Origin of the sequence: Pseudomonas sp. Bc-h (assembly GCF_002080045.1) — a bacterium.
Taxonomy (GTDB): domain Bacteria; phylum Pseudomonadota; class Gammaproteobacteria; order Pseudomonadales; family Pseudomonadaceae; genus Aquipseudomonas.
Map to the genome: position 1 here is coordinate 1 of NZ_MUIN01000021.1, position 22,770 is coordinate 22,770.

Here is a 22,770-nt window from a genome sequence, read left to right on the forward strand (position 1 = left end):
CAGGAGCAAGCACCCTTGGTTACTTGGGGTGCTTTTCCAAGTAACTCGCCGGAGGCGAAACAGGTCTGGCGTTAGCCAGAGCCGTATCAGCCGCGCCGAAATCAGGTGGCGTATCCAGATTTCCAGCTGCACACGAAACCCTGTGGAAGCTGTGCGACAGCCCGGGCCGCGGTCGGACGATAGGGGTAGGTCAGTAGACAACTTCATCACTGACCCACCGCTTCGCTGCCGTCGACAGCCCGGGCCGCGGTCGGACGATAGGGGTAGGTCAGTAGACAACTTCATCACTGACCCACCGCTTCGCTGCCGTCGTGGCCTCCGGCGTCTCCCACAGGGATCGCGTAACAACCCAAAACCACGTTGGCTTTTGAACCTGCTTCTAAGCGCGCGACAGTTCGGACGCCACACACGGCATTCCGGCTTTCAAGTAACTCGCCGAAAGCGAAACAGGTCTGGCGTTAGCCAGACGCCTTACCAGGAATACACCTCAATCACTGCGCCTTCTTGCGATACGCCATCGAATCGTCGATCCGCTTGAGAATGTAATCCCCCGCCGCCACCGGCGGATAAAGACTCGTCGCCGCATTGACCCCCAAATCACACGGATCAACCACGGCGCCATAAGTCGGGTCGTAAAACGTGGCGATGGAATAACGCTCATGCCCGGACTTATTGATCACCCGGTGCAAGGTGGAACGGAACCGGTCATTGGACCAGCGCGCCAGCAAGTCGCCGACGTTGACCACCAGACTCCCTTCGACGGGGGTGGCGTCGATCCAGCTGTTGCTGCCCAGCTCACGCACTTGCAGGCCGCCGCTATTGTCCTGATACAGCAAGGTGATGCAGCCGTAATCGGTATGCGGCGCGACGCCGAACTGATCGGTTTCGGCCATTGGCGGATGCGGCGGGTAGTACACCATCTGCGTGCGTTGCAAACGCTTGCCGTATTTCGGTTCGAAAAATCCGGGCTCGATCCCCAGCCCTACCGCCACCGCCTTGAGCAAGTCAGCCCCGGCCAGGCCGATCTCTTCGTAATAGGCGTCCAGCGCCATGCGCAATTCAGGCATGAAACCCGGCCACTGGTTCGGCCCGCGCAAGGCCTCTCCTGCCACGACGCACGGATCGTCTTCCGGCAGCTCCAGCCCCATGCTGAAGAATTCCTTGAAATCCGGCTTGGTCGCTTCGTACATCAGCGCACCGCCCAACGCATGCCAGCCACGATGACGCTTGTTCACCGCGACCTGGCGCTTCACATCGGCGGGGTAGGCAAAAAAGGTCTTGGCGGCGGCCATCGCCGTGTCGATCACGCTCTGCGGTACGCCGTGGTTGATGATGTAGAAGAACCCGGTTTCGCCGCAGGCCTTGCGAATCGCTTCACCGGCGCGGAGGATCGCGGCCTGGTCGCCTTCTCGAACACCCGCCATGTCGATCAGGGGAAGACTGATGGATGAAGGGTTGCTGTGAACGGTCATGCGAGCTCCTGTCGAGGTAAAGTCGGGCCAGCTGTATAGACAGGTGAAGCATTTAGTGTGCCGGGCTACGGTCTCAAGCCGGGCGCAGCCATTGTGGGAGGGAGCTTGCTCGCGAAGAGGCCAGTCCATCCGCCAGTTATCCGGGGAATGAACCGGTGTCGTCGCGAGCAGGGTTCCTCTTACAGGGGAATGCCATCTGTGTTCGAACGGGTTTCCACACGCCCCAGCACCGGGCACGGCGGCCTCAATCGGTGCAACTTTTGGTGACATCGCTCAGGCACTGTTCCTACAACTTGCGCGTTGCACCAAGCACTGGCGAGCGAGACCGATCTGGCCTGCATCTTGCCTCAGCTGTCTATACAGCTCGCCCAAGGATTTTCATGCGTCGTTATCATGCCGGTCCCGACTTTCTTCGTGCGCACAGCATTGCCGAACTGGCCCACATGGCCCGACGACGGTTGCCGCATTTCGCCTGGGAATACCTGGAGGGCGGCGCCGAGGAGGAACTCACCCTGAGGCGCAATCGACAGGCGTTCGCCGAGGTCAGCCTGCTGCCCCGCACGCTGGTTCCCTGGGAGACACCAGACACCCGCCGCACCCTGTTCGGCCGTGAGCAGGCGTTGCCCATGGCCATCGCCCCCACTGGCTACAACGGTATGTTGCACCGCGACGCCGACGTTCATCTGGCCCGCGCCGCCACCGAGCGCGGCCTGCCCTTTTCCCTCAGCACGGTTTCCACCAGTTCCATGGAGCAGATCGTCGCGGCCGTGCCCGACGTCAATCTGTGGTTTCAGCTGTACAGCATGACTGACCCCAAAGTGCAGGAAGACTTGCTGCAGCGAGCCGAAGCCGTGGGCTGCAAGACTTTGCTGCTGACCACCGACGCCGTGCTGCTGGGCAATCGTGAATGGGACAAACGTAACTTCGCCCGCCCGCGTCAGCTGAGCTTGCGCAACAAGCTCGACGTGCTGCGTCATCCGCGCTGGATCAAGCAAGCACTATGGCCACACGGCATGCCAAGCATGGCCAATCTCGACCGTTACCTGCCGGCAGATCAACGCAATGCCGCAGGGGCCGCGCACTTCATCGGCGAGAAAATGGAAAAACACCTGAGCTGGGATTTCCTCGCCCGCTTGCGTGAACGCTGGCCCCACCGATTGCTGCTCAAGGGTGTCATGCATCCGCAGGACGCCGAGCACGCGGTGAAGCTTGGTCTGGATGGCATCGTCGTCACCAATCATGGCGGCCGGCAACTGGACGGCGTGCCCGCCACGCTTGATTGCCTGCCCGCCATTGTCGAGGTTGCCAGAGGCAAGCTGAGCATCATCCTGGACAGCGGCATTCGCCGTGGCACCGACATTCTCAAGGCCTGCGCATTGGGCGCCGACGCTGTGCTGCTGGGCCGCGCCACGTTGTATGGCGTGGCGGTCGGCGGTCAGGCCGGTGCCGGTCATGCACTGGATCTGCTGAGCAACGAATTGCGCCTGGCCCTGACCTTGCTCGGCCAACCCGACCTGAATCAATTGCGCGCCAGCCGACAGCCTGACGCCACCTTTTCCGTGAGCTGAACCCATGAGCGACGTGCAGCAGACCATCGACCAATTACGCAAGGCACTGGGCGAGGCGCAGGTGCTGACCGCAGACGCGATCAGCCAGCGGCATTACAGCGACTGGACCCACCATGCCCCGACTTGCCCCGCCGCGTTGATCCTGCCGAAAGACTCCGAACAGGTGTCCATCGCCCTGCGCATCTGCAACGCCGCCGGGCAATCGGTGGTCCCGCAAGGCGGCATGACCGGCCTGGCCGGCGGCGCAGTCCCGCGCTCGACCGACATTGCTCTGTCGCTGGATCGTCTTCGCGGAATTGAAGAAATCGACCCGGCCGCCGCGACCGTCACGGTCAAGGCCGGAACCACCCTTCAGGAGATTCAGCAGGCCGTGGCCGACGCAGGCTTTCTGTTCCCGCTGGATCTTGGCGCCCGCGGCTCGTGCCAGATCGGCGGCAACATCGCCACCAACGCCGGTGGCAACGCAGTGATTCGGTATGGCATGACCCGCGATCTGGTGCTGGGCCTGGAAGTCGTTCTCGCCGACGGCCGCGTGTTGAATCTGATGAACAAGATGATCAAGAACAACTGCGGTTATGACCTGAAACAGTGCTTCATTGGCAGTGAAGGCACTCTTGGGGTGATTACCCGCGCGGTATTGAAGATGGCGCCGCAGCCCGGACAATCCACCACCCTGCTCTGTGCCCTCCCCGACTACACAAGCGCGGTGGCTCTGTTGCGCAGAATTCAGCGCAGCGCCGGCACGCCGCAGGCCTATGAACTGATGTGGCAGGACTTCCTTCGCATGGGTGTGTCGTGGCTGGAAAATCCCGTCGCGCCGATGCCCGATCATCACCCGCTGTATGTGCTGCTGGAGTCCTCGGCCGCCAGCGACGCGCTGGAGCAAACGCTGGAAGCGGCCATCGAGGCGGGCGAAGTGGTCGACGCCATCCTTGCCACCTCACACACCCAGGCCCGCAGCCTGTGGAAGATCCGCGAAGCGACTGGCGAATTCCCGGTGCGACTGGCACCCCTGAATTTCGACATCAGCCTGCCCATCGGCCAGATCGGCGATTTTGCCGAGCTGTGCCGCGAACGCCTGGAGCAGCGCTGGCCGGGTAACCGCAGCGTGTATTTCGGCCACATTGGCGACAGCAACCTGCACCTGACCGTGGACTGCAACTCGCTGCCGCAACCGGCGCCTGTCTATGAAATAGAAGAACTGGTGTACAGCGCCGTCGGTGAACTGGGCGGCGCGGTTTCCGCCGAACATGGCATCGGCCTGCTCAAGCGCGAGTTCCTGCATCATTCGGTGAGCGCCGAAGCCTTGCAGACCATGGCCGAGCTCAAGCGCGGTTTCGACCCCAAGGGCATTCTCAACCCGGGGAAGATCTTCGGTTGAACCGCAAGGGAGTTGTATATACCGGTATGGCACGCTAACTGCAGCACTTGCGACACCTCTGCCCCACATAACGACGACAACACTGCACCTGAAGGAGTTACCCCATGCAACTCGATTCTCTGTTCAGCAGGACGTTCAAAAGCCTGAGCATCACTGCGGCTCTAGCGCTGTTGCCTTTGGCGGCCCACGCCGACCAACTGGCCGACGTGAAGAAAGCCGGTGAACTGGTTGTCGGTACCGAAATGCAATTCGCCCCGTTCGACTTCCTCGATGCAGGCAAACAGAAAGGCCTGAACGCCGAGCTGTTCGAAGAGTTGGGCAAGGAACTGGGGGTCAAGATCAAGTTCCTCGACCTGCCATGGCCGAGCGTGCTGCCAGGCCTTGAGGCGAAGAAGTTCGACGTGGTCGCAGGGCCGATCATCGTCACCAAGGCGCGTAAAGAGCGTTATCACTTTGTCTCGCCCATTGCCGAAGCCACTGTGGCGCTGATGGTCGGTGCCAAGGACGACAGCATCAAGAAACCTGAGGACATCGCCGGTAAAACCGTCGGTGCCGGTAAGGGTTCGGCGCAGCTGGAAGAGCTGAAAACCTTCGCTGCGACCCTGCCGGAGAAGGTGACCATTCGCGAATACGTCGACAACAACCAGGCGTACGCGGATCTGGCAGCCAAGCGCATCGTCGCAGTCGCCAACTCGCTGCCGAACATCTCCTACGTCGCGGCGCAGAAAGCCAATCTGTACAAAGTGGTGCAGCCGCCGTTCGGCAAGAAATCCTACTTCGCCTACCTGGGCCGCAAGGATGCCGACGCCGACAGCCTGATCGCCGCGCTGGATGCCGCGGTGGACAAGATGCATACCGACGGCCGCCTGGCAGCCCTGCAGAAGAAATGGCTGGGCGCCGAGATGGACGTGCCGAAGGGTGATTTCGAACCGACCTGGTAAACCGCCAATCCTCGCATTGCCGGGGTCGTTCCGGGTATCTGGAACGACCCGAACCTGTGGGAGGGAGCTCGCTCGCGAAGGGGTCATGACAGTCGCCACCGCACTGGCTGATACACCGCTTTGGCGAGCAAACTCCCTCCCACAGGCGTTATTGGTGATGCTCAAGGTCGAGCATGACCGGGCAACCGAATCCTTGAAAAAGCGTCGATCCAAAGCTGGAGTCACACCGTGTTCGATTGGCCATTGCTGCAGCAGAACGCACCTTTATTGCTCGGCGCCCTGTGGGTGACGTTGCAGGTTTCCATCGCCGCGCTGGCGATCGGGTTCGTCATCGGCATCATCGTCGGCAGCCTGCGGCTGTCGCCGATTCCCCTGCTCCGCCGTCTGGGCGGTGCCTATATTTTCGTGTTCCGCGGCATTCCGCTGCTGGTGCAACTGCTGTTCATCTATTACTTCCTGCCGCGTATCGGCCTGCCCAATGTCTCGCCCACGGTGGCGGCGATCATCGGTCTGTCGCTGGCCGCCGGCGCCTACATCGCCGAGATCATGCGCGGCGGTTTTCTCGCGATCCCCGGCGGTCAGCTGGAAGCGGCAGGCCTGTTGGGACTGAGCGCCAGCCAGATGCTGATCCGCATCCGCGTGCCCCAGGCCGTGCGCCTCACGCTGCCGGCGCTGGTCAATGAAATGATCCTGCTGATCAAGGCGTCGTCGCTGGTTTCGGTGGTGGGCCTGGCCGACCTGACCCGCACCGCGCAAAACCTCGCTGCCAGCGATTACATGTTTGTGCAGGACTACCTGATGCTGGCCGGCTTCTACTGCCTGATCAACATACCGCTGGCGTATTGCGGCAGCCTGCTTGAACGTCGGTTGAAGGAGCAGAGCGCATGATCTTCGATCCGAAAATCATCACCGATCACCTGGGCGACATCGCCTCGGGTTTCATGGTCACCCTCGGCACCTGGAGCAGCGGCGTGGTGCTCGGCATCGCGATCGGCATGTTGATCGCCGTGGCCCAGGTGTTCGGCAACCACTTCGTGCGCGCCCCGCTTCGAGTGTTCATCGAGCTGATCCGCAGCACGCCGTTTCTGGTGCAGCTGTTTCTGGTGTATTACGGCGGCCCTTCATTCGGCCTGAGCCTCGACCCGATTCCCGCCGGCATCCTGGGCCTGGGCGTTTATGGCAGCGTGTATTTCGCCGAGATCTTCCGCTCGGGGTTCGAGTCGGTAGCACGCGGTCAGCTGGAAGCCGCCGACTGCCTTGGCATCACTCGCCTGCAATGCATCTGGCGGATTCAGGTGCCGCAGATGCTGGTGATCATTCTCCCGGCGCTGGTGAACATGATCACAGTGTTGTGCAAGGAAACCGCCGTACTGTCGATCATCACCATTCCGGAATTGACCATGGTGCTGACCGGTATCGGCTCGGAAACCTTCGCCTTTGTCGAAACGCTGCTGATGCTGTGCGTCGGTTACCTGATTCTGGTGGAGCTGTGTTCGCGGCTGGGCATGCTGCTGGAAACCCGTGTCGGCCGCTTCATGAACAAGCAACCACGATAAGGGAGCCACCCCATGAACAGCATCCTGATACCCAGCGGCGCCGTGTCCGCCAACACACGCGAGAAACAAGGTGAAAGCATGAAGACGTCTGCAACAGCGCCCGGCGAGCAGCCGACCATCGTGTCGCTGAGCAAGGTCGGCAAAAGCTTCGGCAACCTGCGCGTGCTCAAGGGCATCGACCTGCACGTGCAGCGCTCTGAAGTGGTGTGCCTGATAGGCCCTTCCGGCTCGGGCAAAAGTACCTTGCTGCGCAGCATGGCCTTTCTCGAGGAATACGACGAAGGCGAGATTCGCATCGAAGGTCAGTTGCTCGGCTGGCAGGACACCGACAAGGGCCGCAAGCGCGCGCCGCAGTCGCAGATCAATCAGGTGCGGCGCAACGTCGGCATGGTCTTTCAGCAGTTCAACCTGTGGCCGCACATGACGGCGCTGGGCAATGTCTGCGAAGCCCTGCGCCGGGTTCGCAAACTGTCGGCTGACGAGGCGAACAAGCGCGGCATGGCGATGCTCGACAAGGTGGGTCTGGCGCACAAGGCAGATGTGTACCCCGCGCAGTTGTCAGGCGGTCAGCAGCAGCGCGTGGCGATTGCCCGGGCGCTGGCGATGGAACCGCACATCATGCTGTTCGACGAACCGACTTCTGCTCTGGACCCGGAGCTGGTCGGCGAAGTGCTGCAGGTGATGAAGACCCTCGCCAAAGAAGGCATGACCATGGTCGTGGTGACTCACGAGATGGGCTTTGCCGCCCAGGTGGCCGATTCGGTGATCTTCCTCGATCAGGGTGAAGTGGTCGCGCGGGGCACACCGCAGCAGATTTTCCATAACGCCCAACAGCCGCGCTTGCAGCAGTTTTTGCAGAACTATCTGGACCGCAATGCGTTCTGGCAGGACGGCAAAGAGGCCAGCCAATTGTGATGGACAAACCGGCGCCCCAAGCTCTTTATCGCAAGGCGAAGGACTTCGTGCACGGCAAGCTGGCGTCTGGCGAATGGAAGCCGGGCGACCTGATTCCCTCGGAAAACCGGCTGGTGCTGGAACTGGGCATGTCGCGCATGACGGTCAATCGGGCGCTGCGCGAACTCACCGAAGAAGGCCGTCTGTTGCGGGTCTCCGGGGTTGGCACCTTTGTCGCCGAGAGCAAGCCGCAATCGAACCTGCTGCACATCACCAACATCGCCGACGAGATCCTCGCTCGCGGTCATCGCTATCGTTGTCAGGTGCTGCATCTGGCACGCGAAGCTGCCTCGATGCCGATTGCCTCTGCCCTGTCGTTACCCACCGGCGCCTCGGTGTTTCATCTGCTCTGCGTGCATTACGAGGAAGACGTGGCAGTGCAACTGGAAGACCGCTACGTCAATCCGCAGACCGCGCCGCAGTTCCTTCAGCAACCCTTCGGCGATGCACTGCAATCGGCGCGCTACCTGTTACAGATCATCCAGCCGGACGAAATGGAACACATCGTCGAGGCCAGTCACCCTTCCGCCGACGAGCTCAAATACCTGCAGATCGATGCCAGCGAACCCTGTCTGGTGCTGATGCGCCGCACCTGGAACAGCGGCCGGGTGGTCACCTATGTGCGGCTGGTGCATCCCTCGTCACGTTACCGGCTCGGCAGCCGCCTGCCAGTGACCGGCGCAAACCGCGACAGCTGAGGACCTCTCGGCGAATCAGGGACAGCCGGTCAGCAGATTCATCGAACGCCTGCGTCGCCCTGCCCTCGATATCTGTAAGCCCCGGTGAATCGGGCGTAGAGAAGAGGTGCATATGGCTACCCAAGACAACCAGCAAACCACCGATCGCAACGACCCTGCCATCGATCCGGATACCCCGGACAACGGCATGGGCCATGACAAGACGCCTGCGCAGAATCAGGGCGACTCGCAAAGCCAGAGCGGCTCTCAAAGCCAGAATAACAACGGCGCCCAGAGCCAGGAGAACAATGGCAATCAGTCGGGAGAGAACAGCTTTACTCCGGATTTCGAGCCTGAAGAACATAAGTCGCCGGACAAAACCAAGGAAGAAAGCCAGACCGGTGAAACTGATCAGGACATCGATACGCCCGGGGGCTGATGGTCAACTACCTGATCTGGACCAATACCTGGAACCATTGTGGGAGGGAGCTTGCTCGCGAAGACATTTTGTCTGGCACAGAAGTGGCTACTGACAAGACGCTTTCGCGAGCAAGCTCCCTCTTACGGATGCAGCGCAGGCCAGAGCACCGCATCAACGCCAATATCGACAGCAGACTGCTCCTTCCAGATTGAGCAAACCTAGTAATTCGTGGGTCATCCAAACTCGCTGCAAAGCCGTTCCATCCGCTCAAAATCAGGCTTCTGCCCATTGCATAGCCCCCTAACAAACCGGCACCATCACGCTTTCGTCTGTGCATGCAGACCTGCCTGCAGTTTCTCCCGGAGCGTTGTCGATAATGGTCCAGCCCACCACTCAGGATTCCCCGCGCGTCAACGATAAGCTCACCCCTCGCGAATTTCGCGGCATGGTGGCGATTCTTCTGTCTATCGCCTTGGCCACCCTCGATACCGCCATCGCCAACACCGCACTGCCCACCATAGCCGCCGACCTCAACGCCTCCCCCGCCGCCTCAGTGTGGATTATCAATGCCTACCAACTCGCCGCCGTCGCCACGCTGCTGCCCCTCGCCGCACTGGGCGGTGTGTTGGGCCAGCGCAAGGTCTACCTCGGCGGCTTGATTCTGTTCGTGCTGTCCTCGGCGCTGTGCACCTTCGCCTGGTCGCTGCCGACACTCACCATCGCCCGGGTGCTGCAAGGCTTGGGCGCCAGCGCGATCATGAGCGTCAACGCCGGCCTCATCAGCTCGATCTTCCCCCACGAGCGCCTCGGTCGGGGTCTGGGCATGAACGCGCTGGTGGTCGGCGTGTCATTTTCGGTCGGCCCGACCATCGCCTCGCTGGTGCTGTCGGTGGCGAGTTGGCCGTGGCTGTTCGCGATCAACCTGCCGATCGGCATCTTCGCCCTGGTGTTCGCCTGGAACTCGCTGCCTGCGACCAAGCCCGGCAGCCTGACCTTTGACCGCGGCACCGCGATCCTCAACGTCATCACCTTTGGCGCGCTGATTTTCGCCCTGAGCCAAGCCGCGCAGCTGGCTTCGATGAGCAGCGTATTGATCGCGCTGGCGGTGTTCCTGATCGGTGGCGCAGCGATGCTCAAGCGCGAGGCTGGGCATCCGGCGCCGATGTTTCCGCTGGACCTGCTCAAGCGTCCGATGTTCGCGCTGTCGGCCCTGACCGCGTTCTGCTCGTTCGCGGCGCAAGGTCTGGCGTTCGTCTCACTGCCGTTCTTCTTCGAAACCACGCTGGGTCGGGACCCGGTGCAGACCGGCTTTCTGATGACGCCGTGGTCGGTGGTGGTGGCGATCATCGCGCCGTTCGCCGGGCGCATGTCCGACCGTTACGCGCCGGGCCTGCTCGGCGGTATCGGGTTGGCGATTCTCTGCGCAGGGATGATTTCGCTGGCGACCATGCCCGCCGACGCGAGCGTGGTTTCCATCGCCGCGCGGATGATTCTCTGCGGCATCGGCTTCGGTTTTTTCCAGGCGCCGAACCAGAAAGCCCTGATGACCAGCGCCCCGAAAGAACGCTCCAGCGGCGCCAGCGGCACCATCGCTACCGCGCGTTTGATCGGCCAGGCGACTGGCGCGGCGCTGGTGGCGTTGAGCTTCGGGATTTCCAGCGAACACGGACCGGTGCTGGCGTTGAGCATCGGTGCCGGCTTCGCGGCGGTGGGCAGTGTGGCCAGTGGAATGCGCTTGGTGACGAAGAACACGGCGAACCCGAAGGTCTGAGCCTTGCAGGATCAGGCAAGCATCCCGGAGAACTGGTACAGCGTTTTGCAGCCCAAGCTTCCTAACATGGTGTGATCAAGCAACGACACCCGCCTCGCGAGGAAACGACATGAGTACGACAAAAACCCTGTTCATCACCGGCGTCAGCAGTGGCTTTGGCAAGGCGCTCGCCGCTCAGGCACTGGCCGCCGGGCACAAGGTCATCGGCACCCTGCGCACCCAGGAAGCGCTGGCCGAATTCGAAGCACAGGCAGAGGGCCGTGCCCATGGCGTGCTGCTGGACGTGACAGAATTCGACGCCATCGACAGCGTGATAAACGACGTCGACAAGGCGTTCGGCCCGGTGGATGTGCTGGTCAATAACGCGGGTTACGGCCACGAAGGCATTCTCGAAGAGTCGTCGCTGGACGAACTGCGTCGCCAGTTCGACGTCAACGTGTTTGGCGCGGTGGCGATCACCAAGGCATTCGTGCCGCTGTTCCGTCAGCGGCGCAAAGGCCACATCCTCAATATCACGTCGATGGGCGGCTTCATCACCATGCCGGGGATCGCCTACTACAACGGCAGCAAGTTCGCCCTGGAGGGGATCTCCGAGGCGTTGGGCAAAGAACTGAAACCGTTCAACGTGCATGTCACCGCTGTTGCACCGGGTGGGTTCCGTACCGATTGGGCCGGGCGTTCGATGCAACGCTCCCCGCGGCAGATCGCCGATTATGACGAAAGCTTCAACCCGATTCGCAAAGCCCGCGAAGAGCGCAGCGGCAAGCAGATCGGTGATCCGGTGAAAGCCGCGAATGCGATGCTGAAGCTGATCGACAGCGAAAACCCGCCTGCGCACCTGTTGTTGGGCAGCGATGCGTTGAAGCTGGTGCGCGACAAGTTGGCGTTGCTGGAGTCCGAGATTGCGGCGTGGGAAGGGGTGACGCGGTCTACGGATGGGTGATTTGGCACGCTGTTTCCTGACCGGACCACGGTATCTGTGGGAGGGAGCTTGCTCGCGAAAGATGCCTGGCAGTCACTGAGGGGGCTGAATGGGCAAATGCCTTTGCGAGCAAGCTCCCTCCCACGATTTTCGCGTACGCCGCGACATCACTGGGATTTATAAAAAGCGCAGCGCCTTCACACTCCACCCCGACTGAAGATCCGGATCACTTCATCCAGGTGATCCGCCATCGCCTGCCGCGCGGCGTTCGGGTCGCGGTTTTCCAGTGCTTGCAAGATCAACCGGTGCTCGTGCTCGGAGCGGAACGGCATGTCGTCGGAGGTGTAGTGCGCCTGGAGACGCTGGAACATGCTGCCGTACTGATGCCCGAGCAAGTGCTGGATCATCAGCGCGTAGGCGGGATTACCCGAGGCCTGGGCGATGCGGATGTGGAACAGGCGATCCCCCGGATGAGTATGGGAGTGTTCGCGGTTGTCCCGGCCGTTGCGCTCGAAGGCTTCGCGGATCGCCTCAAGTTCGTCATCACTGGCGTTCTCAGCGGCGAGTGCTGCGGCTTCCGGCTCGATCAGGCGCCGCGCCTGCAACAGCGCAAACGGCGGAATCTCTGCGCTGAAATCCACCTCGATGCCAAGCTCGGGATCCGGGTCCTTCCATTGATCGCGAGTCGCCTGCTTCATCACCGGCTCATCGGACAGCGACTGCACCGGCGGTTCGCAGACCAGCACGCCGTTGCCCACCCGCACATCCACCAGCCCGATGACTTCCAGCGCGATCATCGCCTCGCGCACCGAGGCACGACTCACGCCAAGCAGCTTGGCCAGTTCGCGCTCGGCCGGCAGCCGACTGCCCGGCGGAAATTCTCCGCTGTCGATCAGCGCTCGCAGCTGATCGGCGATCTGGCGATAAAGCCTTTGATTATCAATTGCTTGGATAGGCATTGGAACTCAGCTCGAAAATGAAGATTGCGATGCGGCAAAAAAATGACCTTGTTGAGGTCCGGTACAAGTGCTAAAAACAGGACCAATGGCCTGACCATTGGATCGCTGCAGTGAGCGGATGATAGCAAACCTCTCGGGGTTGGGCTTGCTCCCGAGCTTCACTCACTGCGCCTCCAATGGCCTGACCATTAGACCTGACACATCGGTCGTCTCACTATAAAAACAAGGGATTCATCATGGACCTCACCGGTAAGCGAGTGCTCATCACCGCCGCCGCCCAAGGCATCGGTCAAGCCAGTGTCGAGGCTTACCTGAATGCGGGCGCGGAAGTCTTCGCCGTCGATATCAACGGCGCCGCGCTGGACAGCCTGCAAGGCGTACACAAACACGTCCTCGACGTCACCGACCACGCCGCCATCGAGCGCCTGGCTGCCGAGATCGGTGCGCTGGACGTGCTGTTCAACTGCGCGGGCGTGGTGCACAGCGGCAACATTCTCGAATGCTCCGACAAAGACTGGAGCTTCGCCTTCGACCTCAACGTCACCGCCATGTACAAGATTATCCGTGCATTTTTGCCCGCGATGCTCGCCAACGGTGGCGGCTCGATCATCAACATGTCGTCGGTGGCTTCGGCGATCAAGGGCGTCCCCAATCGTTTTGCCTACTGCGCCAGCAAGGCTGCCGTGATTGGTATTACCCGCTCGGTGGCCGCCGACTTCGTCGGTCAGAACATCCGCTGCAACTGCATCTGCCCCGGCACTGTGGAGTCCCCGTCGCTGCGCCAGCGGGTGGCCGACCAGGCAGCTCGCGAGCATCGCGATGAGGCCCAGGTGTATGCATCGTTCGAGGCGCGTCAGCCCATGGGGCGTCTGGGCACCCCTGAAGAGATCGCGCAATTGGCGCTGTATCTCGGCTCGTCGGCCAGCGGATTCACCACCGGCACGGCGCAGATCATCGATGGCGGGTGGAGTAACTGACCCCTGGCTGCACCCGGTCGTCAGATCAGAGATCGACACCTGTTTCAGAATTTATTTTCACGTGAGAGGACAACCCATGAAACTGCTGCGCTACGGTCAACCCGGCAAAGAACTCCCGGCCCTGCTGGACAAGGATGGCGGGATTCGCGATCTGTCGGAATTCATCGACGACGTCTCAGGCGTCGCGCTCAGCCCCGAAAGCATCGCAAAACTCAAAGCGCTCGACCCGGCGAGCCTGCCGCTGGTCAAGGGCAACCCGCGCATCGGTGCCTGTGTGGGCCAGGTCGGGAAGTTCATCTGCATCGGCCTCAACTACGCCGACCATGCCGCCGAAACCGGCGCCGACATCCCCAAAGAGCCGATCATTTTCAACAAGTGGACCAGCGCCATCGTTGGCCCCAACGACAACGTGGAAATCCCGCGCAACTCGAAAAAGACCGACTGGGAAGTCGAGCTGGGCGTGGTCATCGGCAAGGGCGGACGCTACATCGACGAAGCCAGCGCCATGGAACACGTGGCCGGATATTGCGTTATCAACGACGTGTCCGAGCGTGAGTTCCAGATCGAGCGCGGCGGCACCTGGGACAAGGGCAAGGGCTGCGACACCTTCGGGCCGACCGGGCCGTGGCTGGTGACCAAGGACGAAATCGACGACCCGCATCAACTCAATCTGTGGCTGGAAGTGGACGGCAAGCGTTACCAGAATGGCAACACCCGCACGATGATTTTCCAGATCCCGAAACTGGTCAGCTACTTAAGCCAGTTCATGAGCCTGCAAGCGGGCGATGTGATTTCCACCGGCACCCCGCCGGGCGTGGGTCTGGGCATCAAGCCGGAGCCAGTGTTCCTGCGCGCTGGTCAGCGCATGCGTCTGGGTATCGAAGGGCTGGGCGAGCAGGAGCAACTGACTGTCGATGCTTGACCCGGCAAAAGACCTGCGGCGATCCGCAGGTCTTTCCCTGCCCCACAACAATTCCAAAGGGACCCGCCATGACCACCATCACCGCCCTGCGCGTTGAAGACATTCGTTTCCCCACGTCGCTGTCCCTGGACGGCTCCGACGCGATGAACCCCGACCCGGATTACTCGGCGGCCTACGTCATCCTTGAAACCGATCAGCCGACCCTGCAAGGCCACGGCCTGACCTTCACCATCGGCCGTGGCAACGAGATCTGCTGCGCGGCGATCAAGGCGCTGTCCGGCGTGATGGTCGGCCTGAAGCTTGAGTGGATCGCCGAAGACATGGGCCGCTTCTGGCGCCATGTCACCAGCGACAGCCAGTTGCGCTGGATCGGCCCGGACAAGGGCGCGATTCACCTGGCGACCGGCGCGGTGGTCAACGCCGCATGGGACCTGTGGGCCAAGTCCGAAGGCAAACCGGTGTGGCAACTGGTGGCCGACATGAGCCCCGAACAACTGGTGCGCTGCATCGATTTTCGCTACATCACCGACTGCATCACGCCGGACGAAGCCTTGGCCCTGCTGCGTGATCGTGCCCAAGGCAAAGCCGAGCGCTTGCAGTCGTTGAAGGCCGAGGGTTATCCCTGCTACACCACCTCCGCCGGCTGGCTGGGGTACCCCGACGACAAGCTGCGCAGGCTGTGTCAGGAGGCGGTGGACGGCGGTTTTTCGCACATCAAACTCAAGGTCGGTCGCGACCTGCAGGACGACATTCGCCGCGTGCGCATCGCCCGCGAAGTGCTCGGCCCGGACCGACATCTGATGATCGATGCCAATCAGGTCTGGGAAGTCGACGCGGCCATTGACTGGGTCCGCGAGCTGTCGTTCGCCAAGCCGTGGTTCATCGAAGAACCCACCAGTCCTGACGACGTCGAGGGTCATCGCAAGATTCGTCTGGGCGTGTCGCCGGTAAAGGTGGCGACCGGCGAAATGTGCCAGAACCGCATCGTCTTCAAGCAGCTGATCATGCGCGAAGCCATCGACGTGGTGCAGATCGACGCCTGCCGTCTGGGTGGGGTCAACGAAGTGCTGGCGGTGATGCTGATGGCCGCGAAATACCAGCTTCCGGTGTGCCCTCATGCCGGTGGCGTGGGGCTCTGCGAGTACGTGCAGCACCTGTCGATGATCGACTACCTGTGCCTGGCCGGCACCCACGAAGGCCGGGTCGTTGAGTTCGTCGATCACCTGCACGAGCACTTCGAAGACCCGTGCGTGATTCGCGATGCGGCATACATGCCACCCACCGCGCCGGGGTTCTCGATCCAGATGAAAGAGGCGTCGAGGAAGCAGTACGCGTATCGGGGGTGACAATCTCTTGAGTCCTGACGAAACGCATTTCCTCTAGGCAACACAGCTGTTACTGACGAGATACGAATCTCTGTGGCAGGGAGCTTGCTCGCGAAGAAGCCTGTACATCCGACGCATAGGTATGGATTGCCTCGGCCCCTTCGCGAACAAGCTCCCTCCCACAATGGGACGCGTTGAGCCAGTCACAAACGGACGGAGTACAACAACAATGTCGTCCCAAGATACTCGGCATCCACCGCCGCCGTTGCGCGTGGATGCCCATCAGCATTTCTGGCGTTACCGCGCGCAAGACTACCCGTGGATCGATGATCGCCACGGCGCCCTGCGTCACGATTTCATGCCCGATGATTTGAAGCCGTTGCTCGATCAGCACGGCATTGCCGGCTGTGTCGCGGTGCAGGCGCGGCACAGCCGGCATGAAACCGATGCTTTACTCGCGCTGGCGGATCAATACCCGTGGGTGCTTGGCGTGGTTGGCTGGGTCGACCTGCGGGCTACGGATCTGGAACGGCAACTGGAAGGCTGGAGCGACAACCGCAAACTGGTCGGCATTCGCCATCAGATTCAGGACGAACCGTCGCCATCGCTGTTCATGCAGGACCCGGTGTTCGCCCGAGGTGTCAGCCTGTTGCAAGCCCGCGGCCTGGTCTACGACCTGCTGATCAAGGACGCCGATCTGCATGCCGCTGCCGATTTCTGCAAACGCCACGACGAACATCACATCATCCTCGATCACCTCGGCAAACCTGACCTCTCTCAGGAAGACCCCATCGCCTGGGCCGACCGAATCGCCCCACTGGCCGCCCTGCCCCATGTCAGTTGCAAGCTCTCCGGCCTGATTACCGAGGCTGACTGGCAACAGTGGCGCCCCGTGGAATTGCTGCCGTACTTCTACCTCGCACTGGAGCTGTTCGGCCCGCAACGGCTGATGTTCGGCTCCGACTGGCCGGTGTGTCAGGTAGCCGGCAGCTATAGCGACGTTCATCGCCTGCTCGAAAGTGCCCTCCACGAGTTGTCCGCCGATGAACAGGCGGCAATTGGTGGCGGCACCGCCATTCGCCTTTATGGCCTGCAAGGAAACTGCCCATGAATCTGCATCTGCAAGACAAAGTCATCATCGTCACTGGCGGCGGCTCCGGCATCGGCGCAGCCATCTCCCTGGGCCTGGCCGAAGAAGGCGCGATCCCGGTGATCTTCGCCAACCAGCCCTTGCCCGCCGGACTCGCAGCAGAACTGGACAAGCGCCAGCCGCAGAGCCTGTTCGTGCAAGTCGAGCTGCGTGACGAAGCCGGCTGTGCCGCCGCCGTCAGCGAGGTGATCGGGCGCTTCGGGCATATCGATGGTCTGGTCAATAACGCCGGGGTCAACGACAACGTGGGTCTTGAGGCCGGGCGCAGCGCCTTCATCGAGTCGCTGGAAAAGAACCTGATCCACTACTACCTGATGACCCATTTGTGCGTCGACGCGTTGAAGGCGAGCCGGGGAGCCATCGTCAATATCGGCTCCAAAACCGCGCTCACCGGGCAAGGCGGCACCAGCGGCTATACCGCTTCCAAAGGCGCGCAATTGTCACTGACCCGCGAGTGGGCGGCGTCGTTGCTCAGCGACGGGGTGCGGGTCAATGCGGTGATTCCCGCAGAGGTGATGACACCCTTGTATGAGCGCTGGATTGCGAGTTTTGACGACCCCGAGGCGAAGCTGGCGAAGATCGTCGAAAAAATCCCCCTGGGCCAACGCATGACCACCCCTCAGGAGATCGCCGACAGCGTGCTGTTCCTGCTGTCGTCGCGCGCGTCGCACACCACCGGGCAATGGCTGGTGGTGGACGGTGGCTACACCCATCTGGACCGGGCGCTGACATGAGCACGCAACGGTTTTGCCTGGCGCTGGATCTGGTCGACGACCCGGCGTTGATCGCCGAGTACCAGCGCCTGCACCAACGCATCTGGCCCGAGATCGCCCATCACCTGCGTCATGAGGGGGTGCTCGACATGCAGATCTGGCGGCTGGGTACGCGGCTGTTCATGGTCATGGAAACCGCGCCCGGCTTCAGCGCCGAGAAGATGGATAAAGCCAGCGCCGAACACCCCAAGGTGCAGGAATGGGAAGACCTGATGTGGGCCTTCCAGAAGCCGACGCCGTGGACCGAGCCGGGTAATAAATGGCAGCCGATGGAGCGGATTTTCAGTCTGGCGCAACAGCCGCTTTGATTGGCTCATGCCAGACACCCCCAACATTCTCAGGCTGGATGCATTCCCCTGTGGGAGGGAATTGCTCGCGATGGCGTCTGTTCAGACAGAGCAGCAATGACTGACATCGCGCATTCGCGAGCAAGCTCCCTCCCGCCAACAAAAACAAAAGGAGAGCGTCATGTTGACCAAAGACACGAAAGTCGAAACCCGGCTGTACCGCCCCGCCGTACCTTCAGTGCGCGTGGCGTTGATGTTGGTGACCAGTCTGTTTTTCCTCTGGGGCCTGTCGTACGGCCTGCTCGATGTTTTGAACAAACACTTCCAGGAAACCCTGCACGTCAGCAAGGCGCAGTCCGGGCTGTTGCAGGCGGCGTACTTCGGCGCGTATTTCATCATCGCGCTGCCCGCCGGCCTGCTGATGGATCGCTTCGGCTACAAGGCCGGGATTCTCCTGGGCCTGTGTCTGTATGCCGCCGGGGCTCTGCTGTTCATGCCCGCCGCCAATGCCGCGAGCTTTCCCTTCTTCCTCTTCGCGCTGTTCGTCATCGCGCTGGGCCTTGGCTGTCTGGAAACCGCAGCCAACCCCTACGCTACGGTGCTGGGTGACCCGAAAGGCGCCGAACGCCGCCTGAACCTGGCGCAGTCGTTCAACGGTCTCGGCCAGTTCGTCGGCCCGCTGCTCGGCGGCATGCTGTTCTTCGGCGGTGCCAATGCCGGGAGCGACAACAGCTCCCTGCAGACCACTTATGTGGTCATCGCGGTGATCGTGTTGCTGGTCGCCGCCCTCTTCGCCCGCACGCCGATGCCCGATCTGCGGGAGCAGGAATCGACCATCCAGCGCCACGACAGCAAGACGCTCTGGCAGCATCGCGAGTTCGTTGGCGGCGTGGTGACGCAGTTCTTCTACGTGGCGGCGCAGGTCGGCGTGGGTGCGTTCTTCATCAACTATGTGACCGAACACTGGGCCAACATGACCAGCCAGACGGCGGCCTATCTGCTCTCGGTGGCGATGATCTGCTTCATGGGCGGGCGTTTCTTCAGCACCTGGCTGATGGGGCGTATCCCTGCGCAACGGCTGTTGATGACCTACGCGTGGATCAACGTCGCACTGTGTGCGGTGGTGGTCAGTGGGGTTGAAAGCGTGTCGGTGGTGGCGTTGATCGCGATCTTTTTCTTCATGTCGATCATGTTTCCCACCATCTTCGCCATGGGCGTGAAAAACCTTGGCCCCCACACCAAACGCGGCAGCTCGTTCCTGATCATGGCCATTGTCGGCGGCGCGTTGATGCCATATTTCATGGGGTTGGTGGCGGATCACTTCTCGACGGCGCTGGCGTACCTGCTGCCGCTGGGGTGCTTTGTGGTGGTGGCGTTTTATGGGAAAAGCGGGTTGCGCGGTCAGAACGTCTGACGCGAAAGACCAAACGACACACATCCGTGGGAGGGAGCTTGCGCGCGAAGACCGACGTTCAGACGCCACATGTGCGTCAGATGTATCGGCCTGTTCGCGAGCAAGCTCCCTCCCACGGGTCATTCACCTATCCAGAAAATCACCCGGCTCAAGGCTTGGCAATATCTGTGCGGCTCACCGCTGGCGATTCCTTGGGCAGGGTCGCCCGCAGTTTCGTCACTTCCTCGGCATTCACGGCAGGCGCCTGGTTGCCCCAACTGCTGCGGATGAAGGTCAGCAGCTGCGCCACTTCTTCATCCGACAGTCGCCAGGCGAACCCGGGCATGCCCAGTTCCGACGGTGCGGTCGAGGTAGACGGCAATTTACTGCCCGCCAACACCAGCCGGATCATCGACACCGGATCTTCCGAGAGCACAGACGAGTTGCCGGCGATTTTCGGGAACACCCGCTCGTAGCCCTGGCCGTTGGTACGGTGGCAGGCCGCGCAGTTGTCGACGTACAGCTCGGCGCCGCGACTGCCTTCCTGCCCGGCTGCCAGCGCCTTGGCGGTTGCCAGATCAGCCTTGAAGCTCGACACCTGATTCTGGGTCGGCGGCAGGCTTTTCAGGTAGGCGGCGACGGCTTGCAGGTCGGCGTCATTGAGGTGCTGGGTGCTATGAACCACCACATCGCCCATCGCCCCGCCCAGTACCGCGTGGGTGGCACTGCGCGCGCTGCGCAGCGTGGCGACGATGTCGTCGTTGCTCCAGCTGCCCAGACCATCCGCAGGATTGCCCCGCAGATTGACCGCCAGCCAGCCATCGATCACCGGACCACCCGCGAGGAACGCCTCGCCCGATTCATCCAGCGCTTTTTCCTGCAAGGTCAGCGCACGTGGCGTGTGACAGCTGCCACAGTGCCCCAACCCCTGCACCAGATAGGCACCGCGTGCGATCTGCGGGTCCTTGTAGCGGCTGGCATCGAAAGCGACCGTTTGCGGCGCGGGTGCGAACACTTTGCGCCAGATCGCCAGCGGCCAACGCATTGACAACGGCCACGGCACGTCATTGGCGCGATTGTCGGCATACACCGGCGCGACGCCATGCATGAAGTACGCATACAGCGCCCGCATGTCGTCATCGCTGGTCCGCGCGTAAGCCGGGTATGGCATGGCCGGATACAAGCTGCTGCCGTTGGCGGCGATGCCGTGGCGTACCGCGCGGTCGAAGTCTTCCAGCGAGTAACTGCCAATGCCGGAAGCCTTGTCAGGCGTGATGTTGCTGCTGTACAGCGTGCCGATCGGCGATGCGATCGGCAGGCCACCGGCGAACGGTTTGCCACCTTTTGCCGTGTGGCACGCGGTGCAGTCACCGGCGTCAGCCAGATAACGGCCCTTCTCGATCAAGGCGGCTTGATCAGCATCTTTGGCAGCGGCAAGCGTTGGCGTGGTCGTTGGCCAGAGCGCAAAGGCCAGCAACGCAACGAATACCACCACCGCCAGTGAAATCAGGCTCAAGAGAAACTTTTTCATGATCGTTTCTCCTTATGCCTGAACCAGCGGGCCGGGGTTTTTCAGGTACTGCTCGCGGATGGCCTTGGCAGACCAGTACGCCAGCGCGCCCACCATGCCGGTCGGGTTATAGCCGTTGTTCTGCGGGAACGCATTGGCGCCGATGGCGAACACGTTGTGCACGTCCCACGATTGCAGATAACGGTTCAGCGCCGAGGTCTTCGGATCGCTGCCCATGATCGCGCCGCCGCAGGTGTGGGTGCTCTGGTACTTGGTGATGTTGTAGTGCTCGCCCGGCTTCTTGGCGTCACCGGCCAGGGCAGTCGGGTTGAGGATCTTCGACATCTCCAGCGCCTTGCCCACCAGGAACTGCGAGGCTTTCACTTCGTTGTCATGCCAGTCGAAGGTCATGCGCAGCAATGGCCGACCGAAGCCGTCCTTGTAGGTGGGATCCAGGCTCAGGTAATGCTGCTTGTAGGACATGCAGGCGCCCTGCACTTCGAAATAGAACGAGTGACGGAACGAATCGCTGGCCGCCTGTTTCCAGGCCGTGCCCCAGTTCGGCGTGCCCGGCGGCACGTTGATGCCGCGCACGGGCCCTGCGCCCGGCTGACGTGCCCAGATGATGCCGCCGCCGACGAACCCGGCCTTGGCGTTGTCCAGCTGGTTGCCGTTGAGGTTGTCCATCGTGGTCCCGGCGCCGCCGATGCCGATGAACTGGTTGGCTTGCACTTCCTTGCCGAAGAACAGCACCACGCGGTTGAGGTTCTGGTAGGAGTAATTGCGCCCGACCGTGCCTTCGCCGGTTTGCGGATCGTAAGGCTTGCCGATGCCGGACAGCAGCATCAGGTGCACGTTGTACAGCGAGAACGCGCACAGCAACACCAGGTCGGCCTGCTGCTCGACTTCACGGCCCTGGGCGTCGAGGTATGTCACCCCGGTGGCCTTCTTGCCGTCGCTGTCCAGGTTGACCTTGAGCACTTGCGCGTGAGTGCGCAGCTCGAAGTTCTTGCGCTGGCGGAGCACCGGCAGAATGCTGATGTTGGGGCTGGCCTTGGAGTAATTCAGGCAGCCGTAGTCACTGCAGAAACCGCAGGCGTTGCACGGCCCCATCTGGCAGCCGTACGGGTTGACGTAAGGCGCCGAGGCGTTGGACGCCGGAATCGGATACGGGTCCCAACCCATTTCCCGAGCGCCTTTGTAGAACATCTCGGCGCCGAGGTAGTTCGGGTTCGGCCCCAACGGAAATTCACGGGAGCGCGAGCCTTCGAACGGGTTGCCGCCGACCTGCTTCACGCCGCTGATCACACCGGCCTTGCCCGACGTGCCACAGACGTATTCGAAGTGATCGAAATGCGGTTCGAGGTCTTCGTAGCTGACCGGGAAATCCTGAATGCTCATGTCATCCGGAATGAATTTCGCGCCGTAACGCTGCTCGACGTTGCTGCGCAACTTGAAGTCTTCCGGCAGCGCACGGAAGTGACAGCCAGACCAGTGACTGCCCGCGCCGCCCACGCCAGTGCCCGGCTTGAACGAGCCCATCTGGCGATAGGGCACAGCGGTCGATGTCAGGTTGTGCCGTGCAGTGACAGTCTCTTGGGACAGGCTTTGCAGGTAGCGACGATGCACCGAGCCTTCCAGCTCATCGACCACTTTCGGATAAGCGAAATCAGGCTGAGTATCGCGATCAGCGCCGCGCTCCAGCACCACTACGTGCAGACCGGCATCGGTCAGTTCCTTGGCCAGAATCGCGCCAGTCCAGCCCATGCCGACGATCACGGCGTCCACTTTCGGTTTTGCGTTCGCCATGC

General features: G+C 61.8%; 21 protein-coding genes. 17 read left to right on the forward strand and 4 right to left on the reverse strand.

The genetic code is table 11. The annotated features are described in order from the left end of the window. Positions 1–491: 491 nt before the first annotated feature. On the reverse strand, positions 492–1,472 hold the full coding sequence (locus BWR59_RS31225; protein WP_081569529.1) for a 2-oxoglutarate and iron-dependent oxygenase domain-containing protein: 981 nt from the start codon (positions 1,470–1,472) through the stop codon (positions 492–494). 380 nt (positions 1,473–1,852) lie between these two features. On the opposite strand from BWR59_RS31225, the gene BWR59_RS31230 reads away from it, so the two are divergent. From BWR59_RS31230 to BWR59_RS31280, 10 genes are all read left to right on the forward strand, one after another. Continuing rightward, on the forward strand, positions 1,853–3,040 hold the full coding sequence (locus BWR59_RS31230; protein WP_081569530.1) for an alpha-hydroxy acid oxidase: 1,188 nt from the start codon (positions 1,853–1,855) through the stop codon (positions 3,038–3,040). Between the two features lie 4 nt (positions 3,041–3,044). Continuing rightward, positions 3,045–4,421 carry an FAD-binding oxidoreductase gene (locus BWR59_RS31235; protein ID WP_081569531.1) on the forward strand — a complete coding sequence of 459 codons (1,377 nt, stop codon included), beginning with the start codon at positions 3,045–3,047 and terminating at the stop codon, positions 4,419–4,421. Positions 4,422–4,525: 104 nt separating this feature from the next. Continuing rightward, positions 4,526–5,362 (forward strand): transporter substrate-binding domain-containing protein, encoded by an 837-nt coding sequence (locus tag BWR59_RS31240; protein ID WP_081569532.1) that lies wholly within the window; start codon positions 4,526–4,528, stop codon positions 5,360–5,362. Positions 5,363–5,590: 228 nt separating this feature from the next. After that, positions 5,591–6,250 (forward strand): amino acid ABC transporter permease, encoded by a 660-nt coding sequence (locus tag BWR59_RS31245; RefSeq protein WP_081569533.1) that lies wholly within the window; start codon positions 5,591–5,593, stop codon positions 6,248–6,250. Then, entirely contained in the window at positions 6,247–6,918 is a 672-nt protein-coding gene (locus BWR59_RS31250; protein ID WP_081569534.1) for an amino acid ABC transporter permease, read from the forward strand. Before BWR59_RS31245 ends, BWR59_RS31250 begins: the two co-directional genes overlap by 4 nt. Positions 6,919–6,996: 78 nt before the next feature. After that, the gene (locus BWR59_RS31255; protein WP_230982133.1) at positions 6,997–7,833 is read left to right on the forward strand and encodes an amino acid ABC transporter ATP-binding protein; all 837 of its coding nucleotides are present in this window, start codon (positions 6,997–6,999) and stop codon (positions 7,831–7,833) included. Next, positions 7,833–8,570 carry a histidine utilization repressor gene (gene hutC, locus BWR59_RS31260; RefSeq protein WP_081569536.1) on the forward strand — a complete coding sequence of 246 codons (738 nt, stop codon included), beginning with the start codon at positions 7,833–7,835 and terminating at the stop codon, positions 8,568–8,570. Before BWR59_RS31255 ends, hutC begins: the two co-directional genes overlap by 1 nt. Positions 8,571–8,682: 112 nt before the next feature. After that, on the forward strand, positions 8,683–8,988 hold the full coding sequence (locus BWR59_RS31265; RefSeq protein ID WP_081569537.1) for a hypothetical protein: 306 nt from the start codon (positions 8,683–8,685) through the stop codon (positions 8,986–8,988). 427 nt (positions 8,989–9,415) lie between these two features. After that, positions 9,416–10,741 (forward strand): MFS transporter, encoded by a 1,326-nt coding sequence (locus BWR59_RS31275; protein WP_143491000.1) that lies wholly within the window; start codon positions 9,416–9,418, stop codon positions 10,739–10,741. 109 nt (positions 10,742–10,850) lie between these two features. Next, entirely contained in the window at positions 10,851–11,684 is an 834-nt protein-coding gene (locus tag BWR59_RS31280) for an oxidoreductase (RefSeq protein ID WP_081569540.1), read from the forward strand. A 176-nt stretch (positions 11,685–11,860) separates the two neighbouring features. Here BWR59_RS31280 and BWR59_RS31285 read toward each other — a convergent pair whose 3' ends face one another. Continuing rightward, positions 11,861–12,622 carry a FadR/GntR family transcriptional regulator gene (locus BWR59_RS31285; RefSeq protein WP_081569541.1) on the reverse strand — a complete coding sequence of 254 codons (762 nt, stop codon included), beginning with the start codon at positions 12,620–12,622 and terminating at the stop codon, positions 11,861–11,863. 236 nt (positions 12,623–12,858) lie between these two features. Between BWR59_RS31285 and BWR59_RS31290 the strand changes: the two genes are divergently transcribed. The 7 genes from BWR59_RS31290 (at position 12,859) to BWR59_RS31320 (ending at position 19,470) form a co-directional block, all read left to right on the forward strand. Then, positions 12,859–13,599 (forward strand): SDR family oxidoreductase, encoded by a 741-nt coding sequence (locus tag BWR59_RS31290; RefSeq protein ID WP_081569542.1) that lies wholly within the window; start codon positions 12,859–12,861, stop codon positions 13,597–13,599. 76 nt (positions 13,600–13,675) lie between these two features. Then, a complete protein-coding gene (locus tag BWR59_RS31295) occupies positions 13,676–14,521 on the forward strand; it encodes a fumarylacetoacetate hydrolase family protein (RefSeq protein WP_081569543.1) in 846 nt (281 codons plus the stop codon). A gap of 68 nt (positions 14,522–14,589) precedes the next feature. Continuing rightward, positions 14,590–15,867 carry an L-fuconate dehydratase gene (locus tag BWR59_RS31300; protein ID WP_081569544.1) on the forward strand — a complete coding sequence of 426 codons (1,278 nt, stop codon included), beginning with the start codon at positions 14,590–14,592 and terminating at the stop codon, positions 15,865–15,867. Positions 15,868–16,075: 208 nt separating this feature from the next. Then, entirely contained in the window at positions 16,076–16,957 is an 882-nt protein-coding gene (locus tag BWR59_RS31305; RefSeq protein ID WP_081569545.1) for an amidohydrolase family protein, read from the forward strand. Continuing rightward, positions 16,954–17,730: an SDR family oxidoreductase gene (locus BWR59_RS31310; protein WP_081569546.1), complete on the forward strand. Its 777-nt coding sequence runs from the start codon at positions 16,954–16,956 to the stop codon at positions 17,728–17,730. Before BWR59_RS31305 ends, BWR59_RS31310 begins: the two co-directional genes overlap by 4 nt. After that, positions 17,727–18,077 carry an L-rhamnose mutarotase gene (locus BWR59_RS31315; RefSeq protein WP_081569547.1) on the forward strand — a complete coding sequence of 117 codons (351 nt, stop codon included), beginning with the start codon at positions 17,727–17,729 and terminating at the stop codon, positions 18,075–18,077. Before BWR59_RS31310 ends, BWR59_RS31315 begins: the two co-directional genes overlap by 4 nt. A 160-nt stretch (positions 18,078–18,237) precedes the next feature. Then, on the forward strand, positions 18,238–19,470 hold the full coding sequence (locus tag BWR59_RS31320) for a sugar MFS transporter (RefSeq protein ID WP_081569548.1): 1,233 nt from the start codon (positions 18,238–18,240) through the stop codon (positions 19,468–19,470). Between the two features lie 148 nt (positions 19,471–19,618). Here BWR59_RS31320 and BWR59_RS31325 read toward each other — a convergent pair whose 3' ends face one another. Together BWR59_RS31325 and BWR59_RS31330 are read right to left on the reverse strand one after the other, a co-directional pair. Continuing rightward, complete coding sequence (locus tag BWR59_RS31325) at positions 19,619–20,980, reverse strand: cytochrome c (protein WP_081569549.1); 1,362 nt, start codon at positions 20,978–20,980, stop codon at positions 19,619–19,621. Positions 20,981–20,992: 12 nt separating this feature from the next. Beyond that, positions 20,993–22,768: a GMC family oxidoreductase gene (locus BWR59_RS31330; RefSeq protein ID WP_081569550.1), complete on the reverse strand. Its 1,776-nt coding sequence runs from the start codon at positions 22,766–22,768 to the stop codon at positions 20,993–20,995. Positions 22,769–22,770 lie beyond the last annotated feature (2 nt).

Bases quoted from the DNA above. Each gene is read 5' to 3' on its own strand.
- BWR59_RS31280 (WP_081569540.1), top strand. From the start codon at position 10,851: ATGAGTACGACAAAAACCCTGTTCATCACCGGCGTCAGCAGTGGCTTT.
- BWR59_RS31320 (WP_081569548.1), top strand. From the start codon at position 18,238: ATGTTGACCAAAGACACGAAAGTCGAAACCCGGCTGTACCGCCCCGCC.
- BWR59_RS31235 (WP_081569531.1), top strand. From the start codon at position 3,045: ATGAGCGACGTGCAGCAGACCATCGACCAATTACGCAAGGCACTGGGC.
- BWR59_RS31310 (WP_081569546.1), top strand. From the start codon at position 16,954: ATGAATCTGCATCTGCAAGACAAAGTCATCATCGTCACTGGCGGCGGC.
- BWR59_RS31295 (WP_081569543.1), top strand. From the start codon at position 13,676: ATGAAACTGCTGCGCTACGGTCAACCCGGCAAAGAACTCCCGGCCCTG.
- BWR59_RS31255 (WP_230982133.1), top strand. From the start codon at position 6,997: ATGAAGACGTCTGCAACAGCGCCCGGCGAGCAGCCGACCATCGTGTCG.
- BWR59_RS31275 (WP_143491000.1), top strand. From the start codon at position 9,416: ATGGTGGCGATTCTTCTGTCTATCGCCTTGGCCACCCTCGATACCGCC.
- hutC (WP_081569536.1), top strand. From the start codon at position 7,833: ATGGACAAACCGGCGCCCCAAGCTCTTTATCGCAAGGCGAAGGACTTC.
- BWR59_RS31305 (WP_081569545.1), top strand. From the start codon at position 16,076: ATGTCGTCCCAAGATACTCGGCATCCACCGCCGCCGTTGCGCGTGGAT.
- BWR59_RS31285 (WP_081569541.1), bottom strand. From the start codon at position 12,622: ATGCCTATCCAAGCAATTGATAATCAAAGGCTTTATCGCCAGATCGCC.
- BWR59_RS31300 (WP_081569544.1), top strand. From the start codon at position 14,590: ATGACCACCATCACCGCCCTGCGCGTTGAAGACATTCGTTTCCCCACG.
- BWR59_RS31240 (WP_081569532.1), top strand. From the start codon at position 4,526: ATGCAACTCGATTCTCTGTTCAGCAGGACGTTCAAAAGCCTGAGCATC.
- BWR59_RS31330 (WP_081569550.1), bottom strand. From the start codon at position 22,768: ATGGCGAACGCAAAACCGAAAGTGGACGCCGTGATCGTCGGCATGGGC.
- BWR59_RS31250 (WP_081569534.1), top strand. From the start codon at position 6,247: ATGATCTTCGATCCGAAAATCATCACCGATCACCTGGGCGACATCGCC.
- BWR59_RS31325 (WP_081569549.1), bottom strand. From the start codon at position 20,980: ATGAAAAAGTTTCTCTTGAGCCTGATTTCACTGGCGGTGGTGGTATTC.
- BWR59_RS31315 (WP_081569547.1), top strand. From the start codon at position 17,727: ATGAGCACGCAACGGTTTTGCCTGGCGCTGGATCTGGTCGACGACCCG.
- BWR59_RS31230 (WP_081569530.1), top strand. From the start codon at position 1,853: ATGCGTCGTTATCATGCCGGTCCCGACTTTCTTCGTGCGCACAGCATT.
- BWR59_RS31225 (WP_081569529.1), bottom strand. From the start codon at position 1,472: ATGACCGTTCACAGCAACCCTTCATCCATCAGTCTTCCCCTGATCGAC.
- BWR59_RS31290 (WP_081569542.1), top strand. From the start codon at position 12,859: ATGGACCTCACCGGTAAGCGAGTGCTCATCACCGCCGCCGCCCAAGGC.
- BWR59_RS31265 (WP_081569537.1), top strand. From the start codon at position 8,683: ATGGCTACCCAAGACAACCAGCAAACCACCGATCGCAACGACCCTGCC.